Origin of the sequence: Enterobacter cloacae complex sp. 2022EL-00981 (genome assembly GCF_028737495.1) — a bacterium.
GTDB classification, from domain to species: domain Bacteria; phylum Pseudomonadota; class Gammaproteobacteria; order Enterobacterales; family Enterobacteriaceae; genus Enterobacter; species Enterobacter cloacae.
On the sequence record NZ_JAQZRK010000001.1, the window covers coordinates 260,268 to 276,180 of the forward strand.

Consider the following 15,913-nt stretch of genomic DNA (forward strand, 5'->3'; position numbering starts at 1 on the left):
CACCTCCTGGTTGATGACGCTATTGTCGAAAATTGCTGTCGGGTTTTACAGGGTTGAGATAAGGTTAAATACGCGAATGACTTTTTAAAATTAGGTTAAAACGATGGAATACCTTCTCGATGATATCGATCGGCAAATTTTGGCTTGTCTGGTCGACGATGCGCGTATGTCGCTGAAGGTGCTCAGCGGCCGTATCGGTCTGACCTCGCCCAGCACGGCAGAACGCCTGAAAAGGCTGGAAGAGCGTGGAGTGATTCAGGGTTACGGTGCCCGGGTCAATCTGGCGGCGTTAGGGTATACGCTACGGGCGCTGGTGCGGGTTCGCCCGTTGCCTGGACTGTTACATAAAGTGGATAAATACATCCAGGCGATGCCGGAGTGCATTGAAAGCGACAAAGTGACCGGTGAAGACTGTTTTGTCATCCGGCTGGTGGTGCGGTCGATTGAACAACTGGATGTGTTGCTGGACGGGCTGGCGGAGCATGCCCAGTGTAATACGTCGATTGTGAAGAGCTCACCGGTGAAGCGACGCTTGCCGCCGATGTAGCCGTCTGTCGCCGGGTGGCGGCTACGCCTTACCCGGCCTACGAAAGTTTGCTCGGTTAGGTTTTATTATGATTTTTGGAATTAATGGTGGTGGGGGAAGGATTACTCGGCGCGTTGCGCCTCGCCCTTCGGGTCGTTGCCTGCGGCAACGCTTTCTCGCTACGCTCGAATCGAACCTTAGTCGAAGCTTCTCATCCTTCCCGCATGCGATGAATATAGAGCACTTAGCGAAGTGTGGGTTTAATGCGACATGGAAGTATTGGTGGTGGGGGAAGGATTACTCGGCGCGTTGCGCCTCGCCCTTAGGGTCGTTGCCTGCGGCAACGCTTTCTCGCTACGCTCGAATCGAACCTTAGTCGAAGCTTCTCATCCTTCCCGCATGCGATGAATATAGAGCACTTAGCGAAGTGTGAGTTTGATACGACATGGAAGTAATGGTGGTGGGGGAAGGATTCGAACCTTCGAAGTCGATGACGGCAGATTTACAGTCTGCTCCCTTTGGCCGCTCGGGAACCCCACCAGGGGTAATTCAAATTTTGAGGTCGTGCTGAGAGATGGTGGTGGGGGAAGGATTCGAACCTTCGAAGTCGATGACGGCAGATTTACAGTCTGCTCCCTTTGGCCGCTCGGGAACCCCACCACGGGGTAATGCTTGTACTGGCCTGCTTCCTGCTGGAAGCGGGGCGCATCATATCAAATGACACGCCCCTGTAAAGCGTTACCACAAGAAAAATAAACTGGTTGCCTGATTTTTACCCGCAAAGCTGTAAAGCTAACCAATTCATTTCACTGTCGATTAAAGAATGATCGTTCTGTTACCGTACACGAATACGCGCTGCGCCAGCACCTGATAGAGTGCGCGGCTCAGAACGTTCTTCTCAACATCGCGTCCGGCACGCATCATGTCTTCCGCCGTGTAGGTGTGATCCACATGAATCACGTCCTGCATGATGATTGGGCCTTCATCCAGATTGTCATTCACGTAATGCGCCGTTGCGCCGATGATCTTCACGCCGCGTTCATAGGCCTGATGGTAGGGACGTGCGCCAATAAAGGCGGGCAGGAAGGAGTGGTGAATGTTGATAATTTTGTTCGGGAAACGCGCCACGAAGGAGGGTGTCAGCACGCGCATGTATTTCGCCAGGACAACGTAGTCCGGGTTGTGCGCTTCAATAGCCTCAGCCATCAGGTTGTCGTGCTCTTCACGCGTATGGCCTTCATGGCTCACCAGCTCGAAGGGAATATCAAAACGCTCTACCAGCGTACGCAGCGTCTCGTGGTTACCGATAACGGCGGCGATTTCGACATCCAGACCGCCGTAGTTTGCTTTCATCAGCAAATCGCCCAGGCAGTGGGCTTCTTTGGTCACCAGAATCACGATGCGACGACGGCCTGCTGGCGTCAGCTCGCGTACGGAACCTTCCGGCAACGCGCTGTCCAGATCGGCAAGCAGAGTGGTGTCGTTGAAAATACCTTCCAGTTCGGTACGCATGAAGAAACGACCGGTACGGTGGTCAACGAATTCGTTGTTCTGCACGATATTCAATTCATGTTTGTAACAGATGTTGGTAATTCGTGCGATCAGTCCTTTTTGATCGGGACAGATGGTGCGCAGAACTTTACGTTGTAGTGATTGCATCGCCGGGAAATCCTGTTTGAGTATTTGCGAAGTCTCGGTTGTCGGGCGTTACTGCCCGCAACACTTTTTAAATTTTTTACCAGAACCACAAGGGCAGGGATCGTTACGACCAAACTGCGGGCGCGTTCCGTCAATATAATACCATTGCCCGCTTTCCTTTAAGAACCGGGAACGCTCGATAATGGCACCCGGTTTATTGTGTTCAGTAAACCGGGCAACAAAGCTGACGTAACCTTCATTTTCGTGACTACCGGGTGCGGATTCATAAACGGTAAGACCGAGCCACTGGGTATTGGCGAACCCGGCTTCGATCTCCTGTTTGAAACTGGCGGCTCGGCATGAGGGGTGCCAGGTTTTAATCAGGTAGTCTGCGTCCTTGATCACAAAAGCGGTATACCGTGAACGCATAAGGTGTGATGGGTCTGGTGCAACCTGATCGCCAGAAAGATATCGCTGGCAACATAGGCTATACTCCAGAGCGCTACCACAGGGGCAGAGTTGAGACACGATTCTCTTCCTGGAACAAAAAATTAAGGGCGTAAAACGCTTCGGGTAGCACCATGTTAACTGAGCTGTTGCGTTGACGCTATGTCGGGAATCCAGGGGAAGTAAAACAGGGCTAATGAGAAAGGTTAAAATTGGACTGGCGCTGGGCTCAGGTGCAGCCCGCGGATGGTCACACATCGGCGTGATAAATGCCTTAAACCAGATGGGCGTCGATGTCGATATTGTTGCAGGATGTTCGATTGGATCGCTGGTAGGTTCCGCCTATGCGTGCGGCAAATTGCCTGAACTTGAAGCGTGGGTGCGATCCTTCAGTTACTGGGACGTGCTGCGCCTGATGGACCTTTCGTGGCAGCGCGGTGGGTTGCTTCGCGGTGAACGCGTCTTTAACCAGTTCCGTCAGATTATGCCTCTTCAGGACTACAGCGATTGTCAGTTGCCATTTGGCGCCGTGGCGACGAATCTCAGTACGGGACGTGAGCTGTGGCTGACCGAAGGGGATATCCACCTTGCCGTTCGCGCCTCCTGCAGTATGCCGGGCCTTATGGCTCCTGTCCCGCATAATGGTTATTGGCTTGTTGATGGCGGTGTCGTTAACCCTGTGCCAATCTCTTTGACGCGGGCAATGGGGGCTGACATCGTGATCGCGGTCGATTTACAACACGACGCTCACCTGATGCAGCAAGACCTCATGCCGGTCAATTTGCAAAGCGAAGATGCCGAGGCGGAAAAACTGGCCTGGCATGAGCGCTTACGCGGGCGAATTGGTCGGATAGCCGCGCGCCGCTCGGTCGCTGCACCCACGGCAATGGAGATTATGACCACCTCAATCCAGGTGCTGGAAAACCGCCTGAAACGTAACCGTATGGCGGGCGACCCACCGGATATTCTGATTCAACCCTATTGTCCACAAATCTCTACCCTTGATTTCCATCGGGCTGAGGCCGCCATCGCAGCGGGCTCTTTAGCCGTCGAAAAGAAAATGGACGAATTATTGCCATTTGTGCGAACCGCACGTTGAGCACCTTTTTTTGACTACTTCAGCAAAATCTGACAGGCGATAGTGCCGATAGCATGCCACTATTTAGTAACTGTCAGCCAGGGGAGGAACCATGACGCAGCCATTGGCCGGAAAACACATTTTGATTGTTGAAGACGAGCCCGTTTTCCGATCGCTACTGGATTCGTGGTTATCCTCGCTGGGGGCAACCACTGCCCTGGCTGAAGATGGTGTTGATGCCCTGGAAAAAATGGTCAGTATCACGCCCGATCTGATGATCTGTGATATTGCAATGCCGCGGATGAATGGTCTGAATTTGGTTGAACATCTGCGTAATGAGGGCAACCAGACGCCCATACTGGTGATCTCCGCGACGGAAAATATGGCGGATATTGCCAAAGCATTGCGTCTGGGGGTGCAGGATATTCTGCTGAAACCAGTAAAAGATCTGAACCGTTTGCGTGAAACGGTATTGGCCTGCCTTTATCCGAATATGTTTAATTCCCGCGTCGAGGAAGAAGAGCGCCTTTTCCAGGACTGGGATGCTTTAGTCAGTAATCCGCCTGCCGCGGCCAAGCTATTGCAGGAACTTCAGCCGCCGGTACAACAGACCTTTTCACACTGTCGAATAAATTATCGCCAACTTGTGGCCGCAGATCAGCCCGGTCTGGTGCTGGATATTGCGCCATTATCGGATTCCGATCTTGCGTTTTATTCCCTGGATGTTACCCGTGCAGGGGATAATGGTGTATTAGCAGCATTATTACTTCGTGCGCTATTTAACGGGCTGTTGCAGGAACAGTTATCGCATCAGGGGCAACGGCTTCCGGAGTTAGGCAGTTTACTTAAACAGGTTAACCAGCTTTTTCGCCAGGCCAATTTACCAGGACAATTTCCATTGCTGGTTGGCTATTACCATAGTGGATTGAAAAATCTTATCCTCGTTTCAGCGGGTCTGAACGCCTCTCTGAATACCGGGGAACATCATATTCAGGTTAGCAACGGTGTCCCGCTGGGGACATTGGGTACGGCTTATCTTAATCAAATTAGCCATCGCTGTTCTTCCTGGCAGTGCCAAATTTGGGGTGCCGGCGGGCGGTTGCGGTTAATGTTGTCCACGGAATAAGCAGTTGGATCTTAATTTTAAGATTGCCTTACCTGTGTTTTGTGGGGAGTGCTACTATCGCTGCCCAGATTCATGCGTATTTATCCTAATTGATCGGCAACGCGTTCTTTTCAGACCCGGACTGTGTGATGAGGCTGATATACTCAACGCGTTATTTAATGCATAAAAGTTCAAAACTTGAACAGCTCAGGAGAATTTGAATGGCTGCCCTAAATTCGAAAGTCAGAAAGGCCGTCATCCCGGTAGCGGGATTGGGGACCAGGATGTTACCAGCAACTAAGGCAATTCCTAAAGAGATGTTGCCACTGGTTGATAAGCCATTAATTCAGTATGTCGTAAACGAATGTATCGCGGCCGGCATCACTGAAATTGTGCTGGTTACACATTCATCTAAAAACTCTATCGAAAACCATTTCGATACCAGTTTCGAACTCGAAGCCATGCTGGAAAAACGCGTTAAGCGTCAGCTGTTAGAAGAAGTTCAGTCTATTTGCCCTCCGCACGTTACCATTATGCAGGTGCGTCAGGGGCTGGCGAAAGGTCTGGGCCACGCGGTACTTTGTGCATATCCTGTTGTGGGTAATGAACCTGTTGCGGTCATTCTGCCAGACGTCATTCTGGACGAATATGAATCCGATCTGTCTCAGGATAACCTTGCTGAGATGATCAAGCGCTTTGACGAAACGGGTAGCAGCCAGATTATGGTTGAACCTGTTGAAGACGTGACGGCTTACGGTGTTGTTGACTGTAAAGGCGTTAATCTTGAACCCGGTGAAAGCGTGCCAATGGTAGGCGTCGTAGAGAAGCCTAAAGCCGACGTAGCGCCGTCTAATCTGGCGGTAGTAGGTCGCTATGTCCTGAGTGCTGAAATCTGGCCACTGCTGGCGAAAACGCCTCCAGGAGCAGGAGATGAGATCCAGCTGACCGATGCTATCGATATGCTGATCGAGAAAGAGACCGTTGAAGCCTACCATATGAAAGGTAAGAGCCATGACTGCGGTAATAAACTCGGTTATATGCAGGCGTTCGTGGAATATGGCATCCGCCACAATTCACTGGGTGAAGAATTTAAAGCCTGGCTGAAAGAGAGCGTGGGTATTAAAAAATAACCCCGTCTGCAAATGATCAAGACCGGTGAGGCGATGCCCACCGGTTTTTTTATGCCCACAACTCAGGGTAACCACGCCGGTCTGTAAGGAACGTTAAATAGTACGATGTCCCAATATGACGGCATGTAAGGGGATGTTTGCAGGAATTGAGGATAAAAAAAATCCCGCATTAAGCGGGATTTTTCTGAATACGTTAGGATTAATCCTTGATCAGGAAGTCGTCCAGCTGTTTACCTTGCTCATCCATGGCTTTTTTGATAACAGCAGGTGTACGACCCTGGCCAGTCCAGGTTTTAGTTTCGCCGTTCTCGTCGACATAGCTATATTTAGCAGGACGAGCAGCGCGTTTTGCTTTAGTACCGGTCTTCGCTGCAGCCATGCTGTTCAGCAATTCATTTGGATCGATACCATCAGCAATCAGCATTTCACGATATTGCTGCAGTTTACGTGTACGCTCTTCGATTTCAGCAGCAGCAGCGCTTTCTTCTTCGCGACGTTCATTAACTACAACTTCTAATTTTTCCAGCATTTCTTCAAGCGTTTCCAGGGTGCATTCTCTTGCCTGCGCACGAAGAGTACGGATGTTGTTCAGAATTTTAAGTGCTTCGCTCATTGTAGTAATCTCAAACTTATAATGGGGGGTGGTTTGTTGTCCTAATAATAGAGCGATAAATTCAGTTGTGCAATAGGTGGGAATGTAAGGAATTCAAAAAATACGGAATAATGGTCGCTATTATTAATTACGCTAACTTAAATTTCATACCCACACAGGCTCGCTTGTTATCACGCTTACCTGCTTAACCCGTTCGGTTGCATCTTTTTTTTGTGACATTTACCGCAGGAATTATAGTTGCGGCGGATAAATATCAGCCTTTTGTATTAGTTTCTGCCAGCGTTGCCAGAGCAAAAATAGTTAATAAATAGTGAATTTTAATGAACGTGGATTCCAGTATAAAAAGAAGTGTTATGTTTAGTGGGTTCGCGACAAATAGAGCATGCTGAATCCGTTTACCTCCTGTTTTATCGCATTATTTTCCTGTGCATCTCGTGGTTAACAGCGGCTTGAACCCCATACTCTGTGTGGTGTATCGCTGATGACCAGACAAAATATGGTACAATGAATCATTGGGAATATTACACATTGATTAGGGTTTGACGGCCAATGGCACAACTTTATTTCTACTATTCGGCAATGAATGCCGGAAAATCCACGGCGTTACTGCAATCCTCCTACAATTATCAGGAACGAGGGATGCGCACCGTTGTTTACACCGCTGAAATCGACGATCGCTTCGGTGCAGGTAAGGTGAGTTCAAGAATTGGTCTCTCGTCTCCGGCCAGACTGTTTAACCCACAAACGGACCTGTTGCAGGATATCCGTGCCGAGCATACTTCCCAGCCCATTCATTGCGTTCTGGTCGATGAAAGCCAGTTCCTGACGCGTGAACAGGTGCATGCGCTTTCAGAGGTCGTAGATGAACTTGATATTCCCGTTCTCTGCTATGGTTTGCGCACGGACTTTCGCGGGGAGCTATTTGCCGGTAGCCAGTATTTGCTTGCCTGGTCCGATAAACTGGTCGAACTGAAAACCATCTGTTTTTGCGGCCGTAAAGCCAGTATGGTGCTTCGTCTTGATCAGTCTGGTAAACCCTATGCAGACGGTGAGCAGGTGGTGATAGGGGGCAATGAACGCTATGTGTCGGTCTGTCGTAAGCATTATAAAGAGGCGTTGTCTGTGGGCTCCCTGACGGCGATTCAGCACGATAACCGGAAGTAGTTTCAAAGAACTCAAAGCCTGATCTTCAGACATAAAAAAACCCGCCAGAGGCGGGTTTTTTAACAGCGGTCAATTAAGCGCTTTTCTTCGCTTTTTTGTCAGCTTTAATGACTGGTGCTTCTGTTTTCACAGCAGCAACGTCACCTTCTTTGAACTCACGTCCGTAGAACGTATCCAGCAGGATCTGTTTCAGCTCGGAGATCAGTGGGTAACGCGGGTTCGCACCTGTACACTGGTCATCGAATGCATCTTCAGACAGCTTATCAACGTGTGCCAGGAAGTCAGCTTCCTGAACACCCGCTTCGCGGATAGATTTAGGAATGCCCAGTTCAGCCTTCAGGCTTTCCAGCCATGCCAGCAGTTTCTCGATCTTCGCAGCAGTACGGTCGCCCGGTGCGCTCAGACCCAGGTGGTCTGCGATTTCAGCGTAACGACGACGTGCTTGCGGACGGTCGTACTGGCTGAAAGCAGTCTGCTTGGTTGGGTTGTCATTCGCGTTATAACGGATAACGTTGCTGATCAACAGGGCGTTCGCCAGACCGTGAGGAATGTGGAACTGAGAACCCAGTTTGTGAGCCATGGAGTGGCAAACCCCGAGGAAGGCGTTAGCAAACGCGATACCGGCGATGGTTGCTGCACTGTGGACACGCTCACGGGCAACCGGGTTTTTAGACCCTTCGTTGTAAGACGCTGGCAGGTTTTCTTTCAGCAGTTTCAGCGCCTGCAGAGCCTGACCATCAGAGAACTCAGAAGCCAGTACGGAAACATAGGCTTCCAGGGCGTGAGTCACAGCGTCCAGACCACCGAATGCACACAGTGATTTCGGCATATCCATCACCAGGTTGGCATCAACGACGGCCATATCTGGGGTCAGCGCGTAGTCAGCCAGTGGGTATTTCTGACCCGTTGCGTCATCAGTGACCACCGCGAACGGCGTAACTTCAGAACCTGTACCGGAAGTGGTGGTAACGGCGATCATCTTCGCTTTTACGCCCATTTTCGGGAACTTGTAGATACGTTTACGGATGTCCATAAAGCGCAGCGCCAGTTCTTCGAAGTGGGTTTCTGGATGCTCGTACATCACCCACATGATTTTCGCGGCGTCCATTGGGGAACCACCACCCAGTGCGATAATCACATCTGGTTTGAAGGAGTTAGCCAGCTCCGCACCTTTACGCACAACGCTCAGGGTTGGGTCAGCTTCAACTTCAAAGAACACTTCAGTTTCTACGCCAGCGGCTTTCAGAACAGAGGTGATCTGGTCAGCGTAACCGTTGTTGAACAGGAAACGGTCAGTCACGATGAGCGCACGTTTGTGGCCATCAGTAATCACTTCATCCAGCGCGATTGGCAGAGAACCACGGCGGAAGTAGATAGATTTCGGAAGTTTGTGCCACAACATGTTTTCAGCTCGCTTAGCAACGGTTTTCTTGTTGATCAGGTGTTTTGGACCAACGTTTTCAGAGATGGAGTTACCACCCCAGGAACCACAACCCAGAGTCAGGGAAGGTGCGAGTTTGAAGTTGTACAGGTCGCCGATACCACCCTGAGAAGCCGGGGTGTTGATCAGGATACGTGCAGTTTTCATCATCTGACCAAAGTGAGCAACACGTTCTGGCTGGTTATCCTGGTCAGTGTACAGGCAAGAGGTGTGGCCGATACCACCCATCGCAACCAGTTTCTCTGCTTTCTCTACTGCGTCTTCGAAATCTTTGGCGCGGTACATCGCCAGAGTAGGGGACAGTTTTTCGTGAGCAAATGGTTCGCTTTCGTCGACAACTTTAACTTCACCAATCAGAATTTTGGTGGTTGCCGGAACAGTGAAGCCTGCCAGTTCAGCGATTTTATACGCTGGCTGACCTACGATAGCCGCGTTCAGCGCGCCATTTTTCAGAATGATATCCTGAACCGCTTTCAGCTCTTTGCCCTGCAGCAGGTAGCCGCCGTGGCTGGCGAAACGTTCGCGAACAGCATCATAAACGGAATCAACAACAACAACAGACTGTTCAGAAGCACAGATAACACCGTTGTCGAAGGTTTTGGACATCAGCACGGACGCAACAGCACGTTTGATATCGGCCGTTTCATCAATAACCACTGGGGTATTACCCGCGCCTACGCCGATAGCAGGTTTACCGGAACTGTATGCCGCTTTAACCATACCAGGACCACCGGTCGCCAGGATCAGGTTAATGTCCGGGTGGTGCATCAGCGCGTTAGAAAGCTCAACGGACGGTTGGTCGATCCAGCCGATCAGGTCTTTAGGGGCACCGGCAGCAATCGCAGCCTGCAGAACGATGTCAGCGGCTTTGTTGGTCGCATCTTTTGCACGTGGGTGCGGGGAGAAGATGATTGCGTTACGGGTCTTCAGGCTGATCAGAGATTTGAAGATAGCGGTAGACGTTGGGTTGGTGGTTGGAACGATACCGCAAATAATGCCGATAGGTTCTGCAATGGTGATAGTACCGAAAGTGTCGTCTTCAGACAGCACGCCACAGGTTTTCTCATCTTTATAGGCGTTGTAGATATACTCTGAAGCGAAGTGGTTTTTGATCACTTTATCTTCAACGATACCCATGCCGGATTCGGCAACGGCCATTTTAGCGAGAGGGATTCGAGCATCTGCAGCAGCCAGAGCGGCCGCGCGGAAGATTTTATCAACCTGTTCTTGGGTGAAATTGGCATATTCACGCTGGGCTTTTTTAACGCGCTCGACGAGGGCGTTCAGTTCAGCGATATTAGTAACAGCCATAATGCTCTCCTGATAATGTTTAAACTCTTTTAGTAAACCAGCGCTCGATACGTCAGACAGTATAGACAGAGCCAATACGACTTGCGTAACACACAGTAAAACAATGGGTTACTTCCTGCACCAGCACACTAATTTACTAAAAGAGCCTTACCTTAGCATCATCCTTTTTTGGCAGGTCATCTCCCTGGGGGCGTAATCAAGATTACTCACTTCTGAGTACGAAAATCATGATCTGCGTCAATTTTCCCCCAAGCTGATACCTTTCAGCAGGGTTATTTCTTTGAGATTATTCCAGTGTTAAATAATTAAGTAACTATTGGAAGTGGCGCTATCATTGCTTATACAAATATTTAACATCATGAATTGATAACGTTTTGGCACAGATTTCTGGTGAAGTATGCTGATAAAAAGCGTATCTTCAGCGCGATTTTCACTGACAGTTGTCAGCCCCGGGGCATACGCATAAGCGGAGCAAAATGTGATCTTATCGCTCTTTGATTTTCCTACATATTTTAAGTTTTTTATTGGTTTGTTTGCATTGGTCAACCCGGTGGGGATCATTCCTGTCTTCATTAGTATGACCAGTTACCAGACGGCGGCGGCCAGAAACAAAACCAATCTTACCGCTAACCTGTCAGTGGCGATTATTCTCCTGACCTCCCTTTACCTTGGGGATGCCATTCTTCAGGTGTTCGGTATCTCGATTGATTCTTTCCGTATTGCGGGTGGGATCCTGGTGGTCACCATCGCTATGTCGATGATCAGCGGTAAGCTGGGGGAAGACAAACAGAACAAGCAGGAAAAATCAGAAACCGCCATTCGCGAGAGCATTGGCGTAGTGCCGCTGGCGTTACCGCTGATGGCCGGTCCCGGCGCTATCAGCTCGACGATTGTCTGGGGTACGCGCTACCACAACTGGATGCATCTGATTGGCTTTTCTGTCGCCATTGCCATTTTTGCGCTTTGTTGTTGGGGCGTCTTCCGCATGGCACCCTGGCTGGTGCGTCTGCTTGGGCAGACAGGCATCAACGTCATTACCCGTATTATGGGGTTGCTATTGATGGCCCTGGGCATCGAATTCATTGTGACCGGCATCAAAAGCATTTTCCCCGGCTTATTGCACTGACATTTCGTACGAAAGAACGGAGCCAACGGCTCCGTTTTTTTACGTGAATATCAGCAAATCATATAAATAAAGTTGAAATGCTAACCTGTCATAATAAATTCTACTAATAATGTTCAATTCTTATATTTCAACAAGTTATTAATCCCACCGTTTCCCGCCTGCACAGAAAACCTGCGATCATTCTGTTATTTTACTCACACGATACTCTGGGGCTTGCTGAGTGATAACCGAAATGATATTAGTAAATTCAACGTTCCCTTAGAGGAATGTGCTAAATAATAATCAGTTGTTAAATTTTTGTACAAAATGACGTGATGGTAGCGCAGCGACGCGCGCAGAGAGACTGATTTTTTTATCTCTTTGAATGAAAAGATTTTTCTTGTCCTTTCATGTCAGGCAGGGCTGCCCTCAACGATTTAGTACACTTCGTAAAAGAGAATTGCTTAACAAATTTGCAAAATGTATTGGCGTGCGTTTACGCCTTTTGATACTTTCCGGCCTAATATTTTGCAGCATAAAACAAGAAGATGAGAATTATTTTCATATAGTCATCTTCGCGAATATCCAACACATGTCTCAGACAGGGGAGACGTGTAAAGAATCGACGCAAGACGGCCATACGAGCGGTCAGTAATAAAGAAGTCGGTGATAGCAAGAAGTAAAAAAAGAACCTGACAGCAGCAAAAAAAACTCCTGCGCTGTACAGGCCCCAACAGGGGATTACACAGCTGGCGAAGGCCAGTAATTATAATGAGTGGAGTACCAACACAATGTCCATCATCACAAAAAAAAATCTGGTAGCGGCGGGGATTTTAACTGCGCTAATCGCGGGCAACGCTGCAATGGCTGCGGACGTGCCTGCAGGGGTACAGCTGGCTGAGAAGCAGACGCTGGTACGTAACAACGGGGCGGAAGTACAATCTCTTGATCCGCATAAAATTGAGGGCGTGCCAGAGTCAAACGTCAACCGCGACCTGTTTGAAGGGCTGCTGGTCACTGACGTAGAAGGCCACCCGGCGCCGGGCGTCGCCGAAAAGTGGGAAAACAAAGATTTTAAAGTCTGGACCTTCCATCTGCGCAAAGATGCTAAATGGTCCGACGGTACACCGGTTACCGCCGAAGATTTCGTTTACAGCTGGCAGCGCCTGGCGAATCCAAACACCGCCTCTCCGTATGCGAGCTATCTGCAATATGGCCATATCGCCAATATCGATGACATCATCGCCGGTAAAAAACCGGTCACCGATCTGGGTGTAAAAGCGATTGATGCCAACACGTTTGAAGTGACGTTGAGCGAACCTGTTCCGTACTTCTATAAGCTGCTGGTTCACCCGTCTGTCTCCCCGGTACCGAAATCCGCAGTGGAAAAATTCGGTGAAAAATGGACTCAGCCTGCCAATATTGTGACCAACGGTGCTTATAAACTGAAAGACTGGGTGGTCAACGAACGTATGGTTCTGGAGCGTAACCCGCAATACTGGGATAACGCCAAAACCGTGATTAACCAGGTGACCTACCTGCCAATCTCTTCTGAAGTGACTGACGTGAACCGCTACCGCAGCGGTGAAATCGACATGACCTATAACAACATGCCGATTGAACTGTTCCAGAAACTGAAGAAAGAGATCCCGAAAGAAGTTCACGTCGATCCATACCTGTGTACTTATTACTACGAAATTAACAACCAGAAAGCACCGTTCACCGACGTACGTGTCCGTACGGCGCTGAAGCTGGCACTGGATCGCGATATCATCGTGAACAAAGTGAAAAACCAGGGCGATCTGCCAGCCTACAGTTACACTCCACCGTACACCGACGGCATGAAACTGGTTGAACCTGAGTGGTTCAAGTGGTCACAGGAAAAACGTAACGAAGAAGCGAAAAAACTGCTGGCCGAAGCAGGGTACACCGCAGATAAGCCGCTGACGTTTAACCTGCTGTACAACACGTCCGATCTGCATAAAAAACTGGCGATTGCCGTTGCCTCTATCTGGAAGAAAAACCTGGGCGCGAACGTTAAGTTGGAAAACCAGGAGTGGAAAACCTTCCTGGATACCCGTCATCAGGGCACCTTTGACGTGGCGCGTGCAGGCTGGTGTGCGGACTATAATGAACCGACATCCTTCCTGAATACCATGCTCAGCGACAGCTCGAACAACACGGCGCACTATAAGAGCCCGGCATTCGATAAGCTTATCGCTGAAACGCTGCAGGTTACTGACGATGCAAAACGCGCAGACCTGTACGCCAAAGCAGAACAACAGCTCGATAAAGACTCGGCAATTGTACCGGTTTACTACTACGTGAACGCCCGCCTGGTGAAACCATGGGTTGGCGGCTATACCGGTAAAGACCCGTTGGATAATATTTCCGTTAAGAATCTTTATATTATCAAGCATTAATGGCAATACGTGGGGCGGGCCTGGCTTGCCCCACCGTGTCTACTTTGTAACATTCATCAGGCACACGCCAGAAGGTACGGGCAATGTTGAAATTTATCCTGCGTCGCTGTTTAGAAGCGATACCAACGTTATTTATTCTAATTACAATTTCCTTCTTTATGATGCGTCTCGCGCCGGGAAGTCCATTCACGGGTGAACGTACGCTGCCACCTGAAGTGATGGCGAATATCGAAGCGAAATATCATTTAAACGATCCTATCTCCACGCAATACTTCAACTATCTGAAGCAACTGGCGCATGGCGATTTCGGGCCGTCATTCAAATATAAAGACTATTCCGTTAACGACCTGGTGGCATCCAGCTTCCCGGTATCGGCAAAACTGGGTGCTGCGGCATTCTTGTTGGCCGTGGTTCTCGGGGTCACCGCAGGCGTTATTGCCGCGCTTAAACAAAATACCAAATGGGATTATACGGTAATGGGGGTCGCAATGACCGGGGTGGTTATCCCCAGCTTCGTTGTCGCGCCGTTACTGGTGATGATATTTGCCATCACGCTGAAATGGCTGCCCGGCGGCGGCTGGAACGGCGGGGCACTGAAATTCATGATTTTACCGATGGTGGCGCTTTCTCTGGCTTACATCGCCAGTATCGCGCGTATCACCCGTGGTTCGATGATTGAAGTGTTACATTCAAACTTCATCCGTACCGCGCGCGCGAAAGGGTTGCCGATGCGCCGGATTATCTTCCGACATGCGCTCAAGCCGGCTCTTTTACCTGTGCTCTCGTACATGGGACCGGCGTTCGTCGGTATTATTACCGGTTCAATGGTTATTGAAACCATCTACGGTCTGCCGGGTATTGGCCAGCTGTTTGTTAACGGTGCCCTTAACCGCGACTATTCTCTGGTGCTGAGCCTGACGATCCTCGTGGGTGCGTTGACCATTCTCTTTAACGCTGTTGTCGATGTGCTGTATGCCGTTATCGACCCGAAAATCCGTTACTAACTGGAGCACGCCATGATGTTGAGTAAGAAAAACAGCGAGGCGCTGGAAAACTTCAGTGAAAAACTGGAAGTCGAAGGTCGTAGCCTCTGGCAGGACGCCCGCCGTCGCTTTATGCATAACCGCGCAGCGGTCGCCAGTCTGGTTGTTCTGGTGCTGATCGCGCTGTTTGTGACCCTGGCGCCGATGCTGTCGCAATTCACCTATTTCGATACGGACTGGGGCATGATGTCCAGCGCGCCGGATATGGAGTCCGGCCACTACTTTGGTACGGACTCGTCCGGCCGTGACCTGCTGGTCCGCGTCGCCATTGGGGGCCGTATTTCATTGATGGTGGGGATTGCAGCGGCGCTGGTTGCCGTGATCGTCGGTACGCTCTACGGCTCGCTCTCCGGCTATCTCGGCGGGAAAGTGGACTCGGTCATGATGCGTCTGCTGGAAATTTTAAACTCCTTCCCGTTCATGTTCTTCGTGATCCTGCTGGTGACCTTCTTCGGCCAGAACATCCTGTTAATCTTCGTGGCCATCGGCATGGTCTCCTGGCTGGATATGGCGCGTATCGTACGTGGCCAGACGCTGAGCCTTAAACGCAAAGAGTTTATCGAAGCGGCGCAGGTGGGGGGGGTATCGACAGGGAATATCGTTGTCCGCCACATTGTTCCTAACGTACTGGGCGTGGTGGTGGTGTATGCCTCACTGCTGGTACCAAGCATGATCCTGTTTGAATCCTTCCTGAGCTTCCTGGGGCTGGGCACGCAAGAGCCGCTGAGCAGTTGGGGCGCGCTGTTGAGCGACGGCGCAAACTCAATGGAAGTTTCACCGTGGCTGCTGTTATACCCGGCGGGTTTCCTGGTCGTGACCCTGTTCTGTTTCAACTTTATCGGCGATGGCCTGCGTGATGCCCTCGACCCGAAAGACCGTTAAGGAGCGC

At 50.1% G+C, this 15,913-nt stretch carries 14 protein-coding genes, 2 tRNA genes and 2 other RNA genes; 9 read left to right on the top strand and 9 right to left on the bottom strand.

The window, feature by feature from the left end; genetic code table 11:
• Positions 1-103 precede the first annotated feature (103 nt).
• Complete coding sequence (locus PUZ33_RS01235) at positions 104-547, top strand: Lrp/AsnC family transcriptional regulator (RefSeq protein WP_252107547.1); 444 nt, start codon at positions 104-106, stop codon at positions 545-547.
• Positions 548-631: 84 nt separating this feature from the next.
• Here the strand turns inward: PUZ33_RS01235 and PUZ33_RS01240 are convergent.
• From PUZ33_RS01240 to PUZ33_RS01265, 6 genes are all read right to left on the bottom strand, one after another.
• Positions 632-762: non-coding RNA, RtT sRNA (locus PUZ33_RS01240), on the bottom strand.
• A 44-nt stretch (positions 763-806) separates the two neighbouring features.
• A non-coding RNA gene (locus PUZ33_RS01245) (RtT sRNA) lies at positions 807-937 on the bottom strand.
• Between the two features lie 44 nt (positions 938-981).
• Positions 982-1,066 (bottom strand) — tRNA-Tyr (locus PUZ33_RS01250).
• A gap of 35 nt (positions 1,067-1,101) precedes the next feature.
• Positions 1,102-1,186: transfer RNA gene (locus PUZ33_RS01255), tRNA-Tyr, on the bottom strand.
• Positions 1,187-1,342: 156 nt separating this feature from the next.
• Complete coding sequence (gene purU / locus PUZ33_RS01260; protein ID WP_013096262.1) at positions 1,343-2,185, bottom strand: formyltetrahydrofolate deformylase; 843 nt, start codon at positions 2,183-2,185, stop codon at positions 1,343-1,345.
• 48 nt (positions 2,186-2,233) lie between these two features.
• On the bottom strand, positions 2,234-2,692 hold the full coding sequence (locus PUZ33_RS01265) for a YchJ family protein (protein ID WP_062676515.1): 459 nt from the start codon (positions 2,690-2,692) through the stop codon (positions 2,234-2,236).
• A gap of 115 nt (positions 2,693-2,807) precedes the next feature.
• On the opposite strand from PUZ33_RS01265, the gene rssA reads away from it, so the two are divergent.
• The 3 genes from rssA to galU all read left to right on the top strand — a co-directional run bounded on the left by rssA (position 2,808) and on the right by galU (position 5,924).
• Positions 2,808-3,710 (top strand): patatin-like phospholipase RssA, encoded by a 903-nt coding sequence (gene rssA / locus PUZ33_RS01270; RefSeq protein ID WP_058681355.1) that lies wholly within the window; start codon positions 2,808-2,810, stop codon positions 3,708-3,710.
• A 91-nt stretch (positions 3,711-3,801) separates the two neighbouring features.
• Complete coding sequence (gene rssB, locus PUZ33_RS01275) at positions 3,802-4,815, top strand: two-component system response regulator RssB (RefSeq protein ID WP_058681354.1); 1,014 nt, start codon at positions 3,802-3,804, stop codon at positions 4,813-4,815.
• A 200-nt stretch (positions 4,816-5,015) separates the two neighbouring features.
• On the top strand, positions 5,016-5,924 hold the full coding sequence (gene galU / locus PUZ33_RS01280; RefSeq protein WP_029883446.1) for a UTP--glucose-1-phosphate uridylyltransferase GalU: 909 nt from the start codon (positions 5,016-5,018) through the stop codon (positions 5,922-5,924).
• Between the two features lie 199 nt (positions 5,925-6,123).
• Here the strand turns inward: galU and hns are convergent, their stop codons facing one another.
• Positions 6,124-6,537 (bottom strand): histone-like nucleoid-structuring protein H-NS, encoded by a 414-nt coding sequence (hns, locus tag PUZ33_RS01285; protein WP_008502781.1) that lies wholly within the window; start codon positions 6,535-6,537, stop codon positions 6,124-6,126.
• A 549-nt stretch (positions 6,538-7,086) separates the two neighbouring features.
• On the opposite strand from hns, the gene tdk reads away from it, so the two are divergent.
• Positions 7,087-7,701 carry a thymidine kinase gene (gene tdk / locus PUZ33_RS01290; protein ID WP_013096267.1) on the top strand — a complete coding sequence of 205 codons (615 nt, stop codon included), beginning with the start codon at positions 7,087-7,089 and terminating at the stop codon, positions 7,699-7,701.
• A 73-nt stretch (positions 7,702-7,774) separates the two neighbouring features.
• Here the strand turns inward: tdk and adhE are convergent, their stop codons facing one another.
• Positions 7,775-10,453: a bifunctional acetaldehyde-CoA/alcohol dehydrogenase gene (gene adhE, locus PUZ33_RS01295; protein ID WP_274205290.1), complete on the bottom strand. Its 2,679-nt coding sequence runs from the start codon at positions 10,451-10,453 to the stop codon at positions 7,775-7,777.
• Between the two features lie 297 nt (positions 10,454-10,750).
• Complete coding sequence (locus PUZ33_RS01300) at positions 10,751-11,026, bottom strand: hypothetical protein (protein WP_162185062.1); 276 nt, start codon at positions 11,024-11,026, stop codon at positions 10,751-10,753.
• Here PUZ33_RS01300 and PUZ33_RS01305 point away from each other — a divergent pair.
• The 4 genes from PUZ33_RS01305 (at position 10,932) to oppC (ending at position 15,906) form a co-directional block, all read left to right on the top strand.
• Positions 10,932-11,579 (top strand): YchE family NAAT transporter, encoded by a 648-nt coding sequence (locus tag PUZ33_RS01305; protein ID WP_020690921.1) that lies wholly within the window; start codon positions 10,932-10,934, stop codon positions 11,577-11,579. The two genes, PUZ33_RS01300 and PUZ33_RS01305, sit on opposite strands and share 95 nt — an antisense overlap.
• 770 nt (positions 11,580-12,349) lie before the next feature.
• Positions 12,350-13,981 carry an oligopeptide ABC transporter substrate-binding protein OppA gene (oppA, locus tag PUZ33_RS01310; RefSeq protein WP_020690922.1) on the top strand — a complete coding sequence of 544 codons (1,632 nt, stop codon included), beginning with the start codon at positions 12,350-12,352 and terminating at the stop codon, positions 13,979-13,981.
• 83 nt (positions 13,982-14,064) lie between these two features.
• Positions 14,065-14,985 carry an oligopeptide ABC transporter permease OppB gene (oppB, locus tag PUZ33_RS01315; protein WP_013096271.1) on the top strand — a complete coding sequence of 307 codons (921 nt, stop codon included), beginning with the start codon at positions 14,065-14,067 and terminating at the stop codon, positions 14,983-14,985.
• A gap of 12 nt (positions 14,986-14,997) precedes the next feature.
• Positions 14,998-15,906, top strand: coding sequence for an oligopeptide ABC transporter permease OppC (oppC, locus tag PUZ33_RS01320; protein WP_013096272.1), 909 nt, complete (start codon positions 14,998-15,000; stop codon positions 15,904-15,906).
• Positions 15,907-15,913: the final 7 nt, after the last annotated feature.

Excerpts from the sequence above, each read along its gene's own strand:
- PUZ33_RS01235 (WP_252107547.1), top strand. The coding sequence starts at position 104 with ATGGAATACCTTCTCGATGATATCGATCGGCAAATTTTGGCTTGTCTG.
- purU (WP_013096262.1), bottom strand. The coding sequence starts at position 2,185 with ATGCAATCACTACAACGTAAAGTTCTGCGCACCATCTGTCCCGATCAA.
- rssA (WP_058681355.1), top strand. The coding sequence starts at position 2,808 with ATGAGAAAGGTTAAAATTGGACTGGCGCTGGGCTCAGGTGCAGCCCGC.
- rssB (WP_058681354.1), top strand. The coding sequence starts at position 3,802 with ATGACGCAGCCATTGGCCGGAAAACACATTTTGATTGTTGAAGACGAG.
- galU (WP_029883446.1), top strand. The coding sequence starts at position 5,016 with ATGGCTGCCCTAAATTCGAAAGTCAGAAAGGCCGTCATCCCGGTAGCG.
- hns (WP_008502781.1), bottom strand. The coding sequence starts at position 6,537 with ATGAGCGAAGCACTTAAAATTCTGAACAACATCCGTACTCTTCGTGCG.
- tdk (WP_013096267.1), top strand. The coding sequence starts at position 7,087 with ATGGCACAACTTTATTTCTACTATTCGGCAATGAATGCCGGAAAATCC.
- adhE (WP_274205290.1), bottom strand. The coding sequence starts at position 10,453 with ATGGCTGTTACTAATATCGCTGAACTGAACGCCCTCGTCGAGCGCGTT.
- PUZ33_RS01300 (WP_162185062.1), bottom strand. The coding sequence starts at position 11,026 with ATGAAGACAGGAATGATCCCCACCGGGTTGACCAATGCAAACAAACCA.
- oppA (WP_020690922.1), top strand. The coding sequence starts at position 12,350 with ATGTCCATCATCACAAAAAAAAATCTGGTAGCGGCGGGGATTTTAACT.
- oppB (WP_013096271.1), top strand. The coding sequence starts at position 14,065 with ATGTTGAAATTTATCCTGCGTCGCTGTTTAGAAGCGATACCAACGTTA.
- oppC (WP_013096272.1), top strand. The coding sequence starts at position 14,998 with ATGATGTTGAGTAAGAAAAACAGCGAGGCGCTGGAAAACTTCAGTGAA.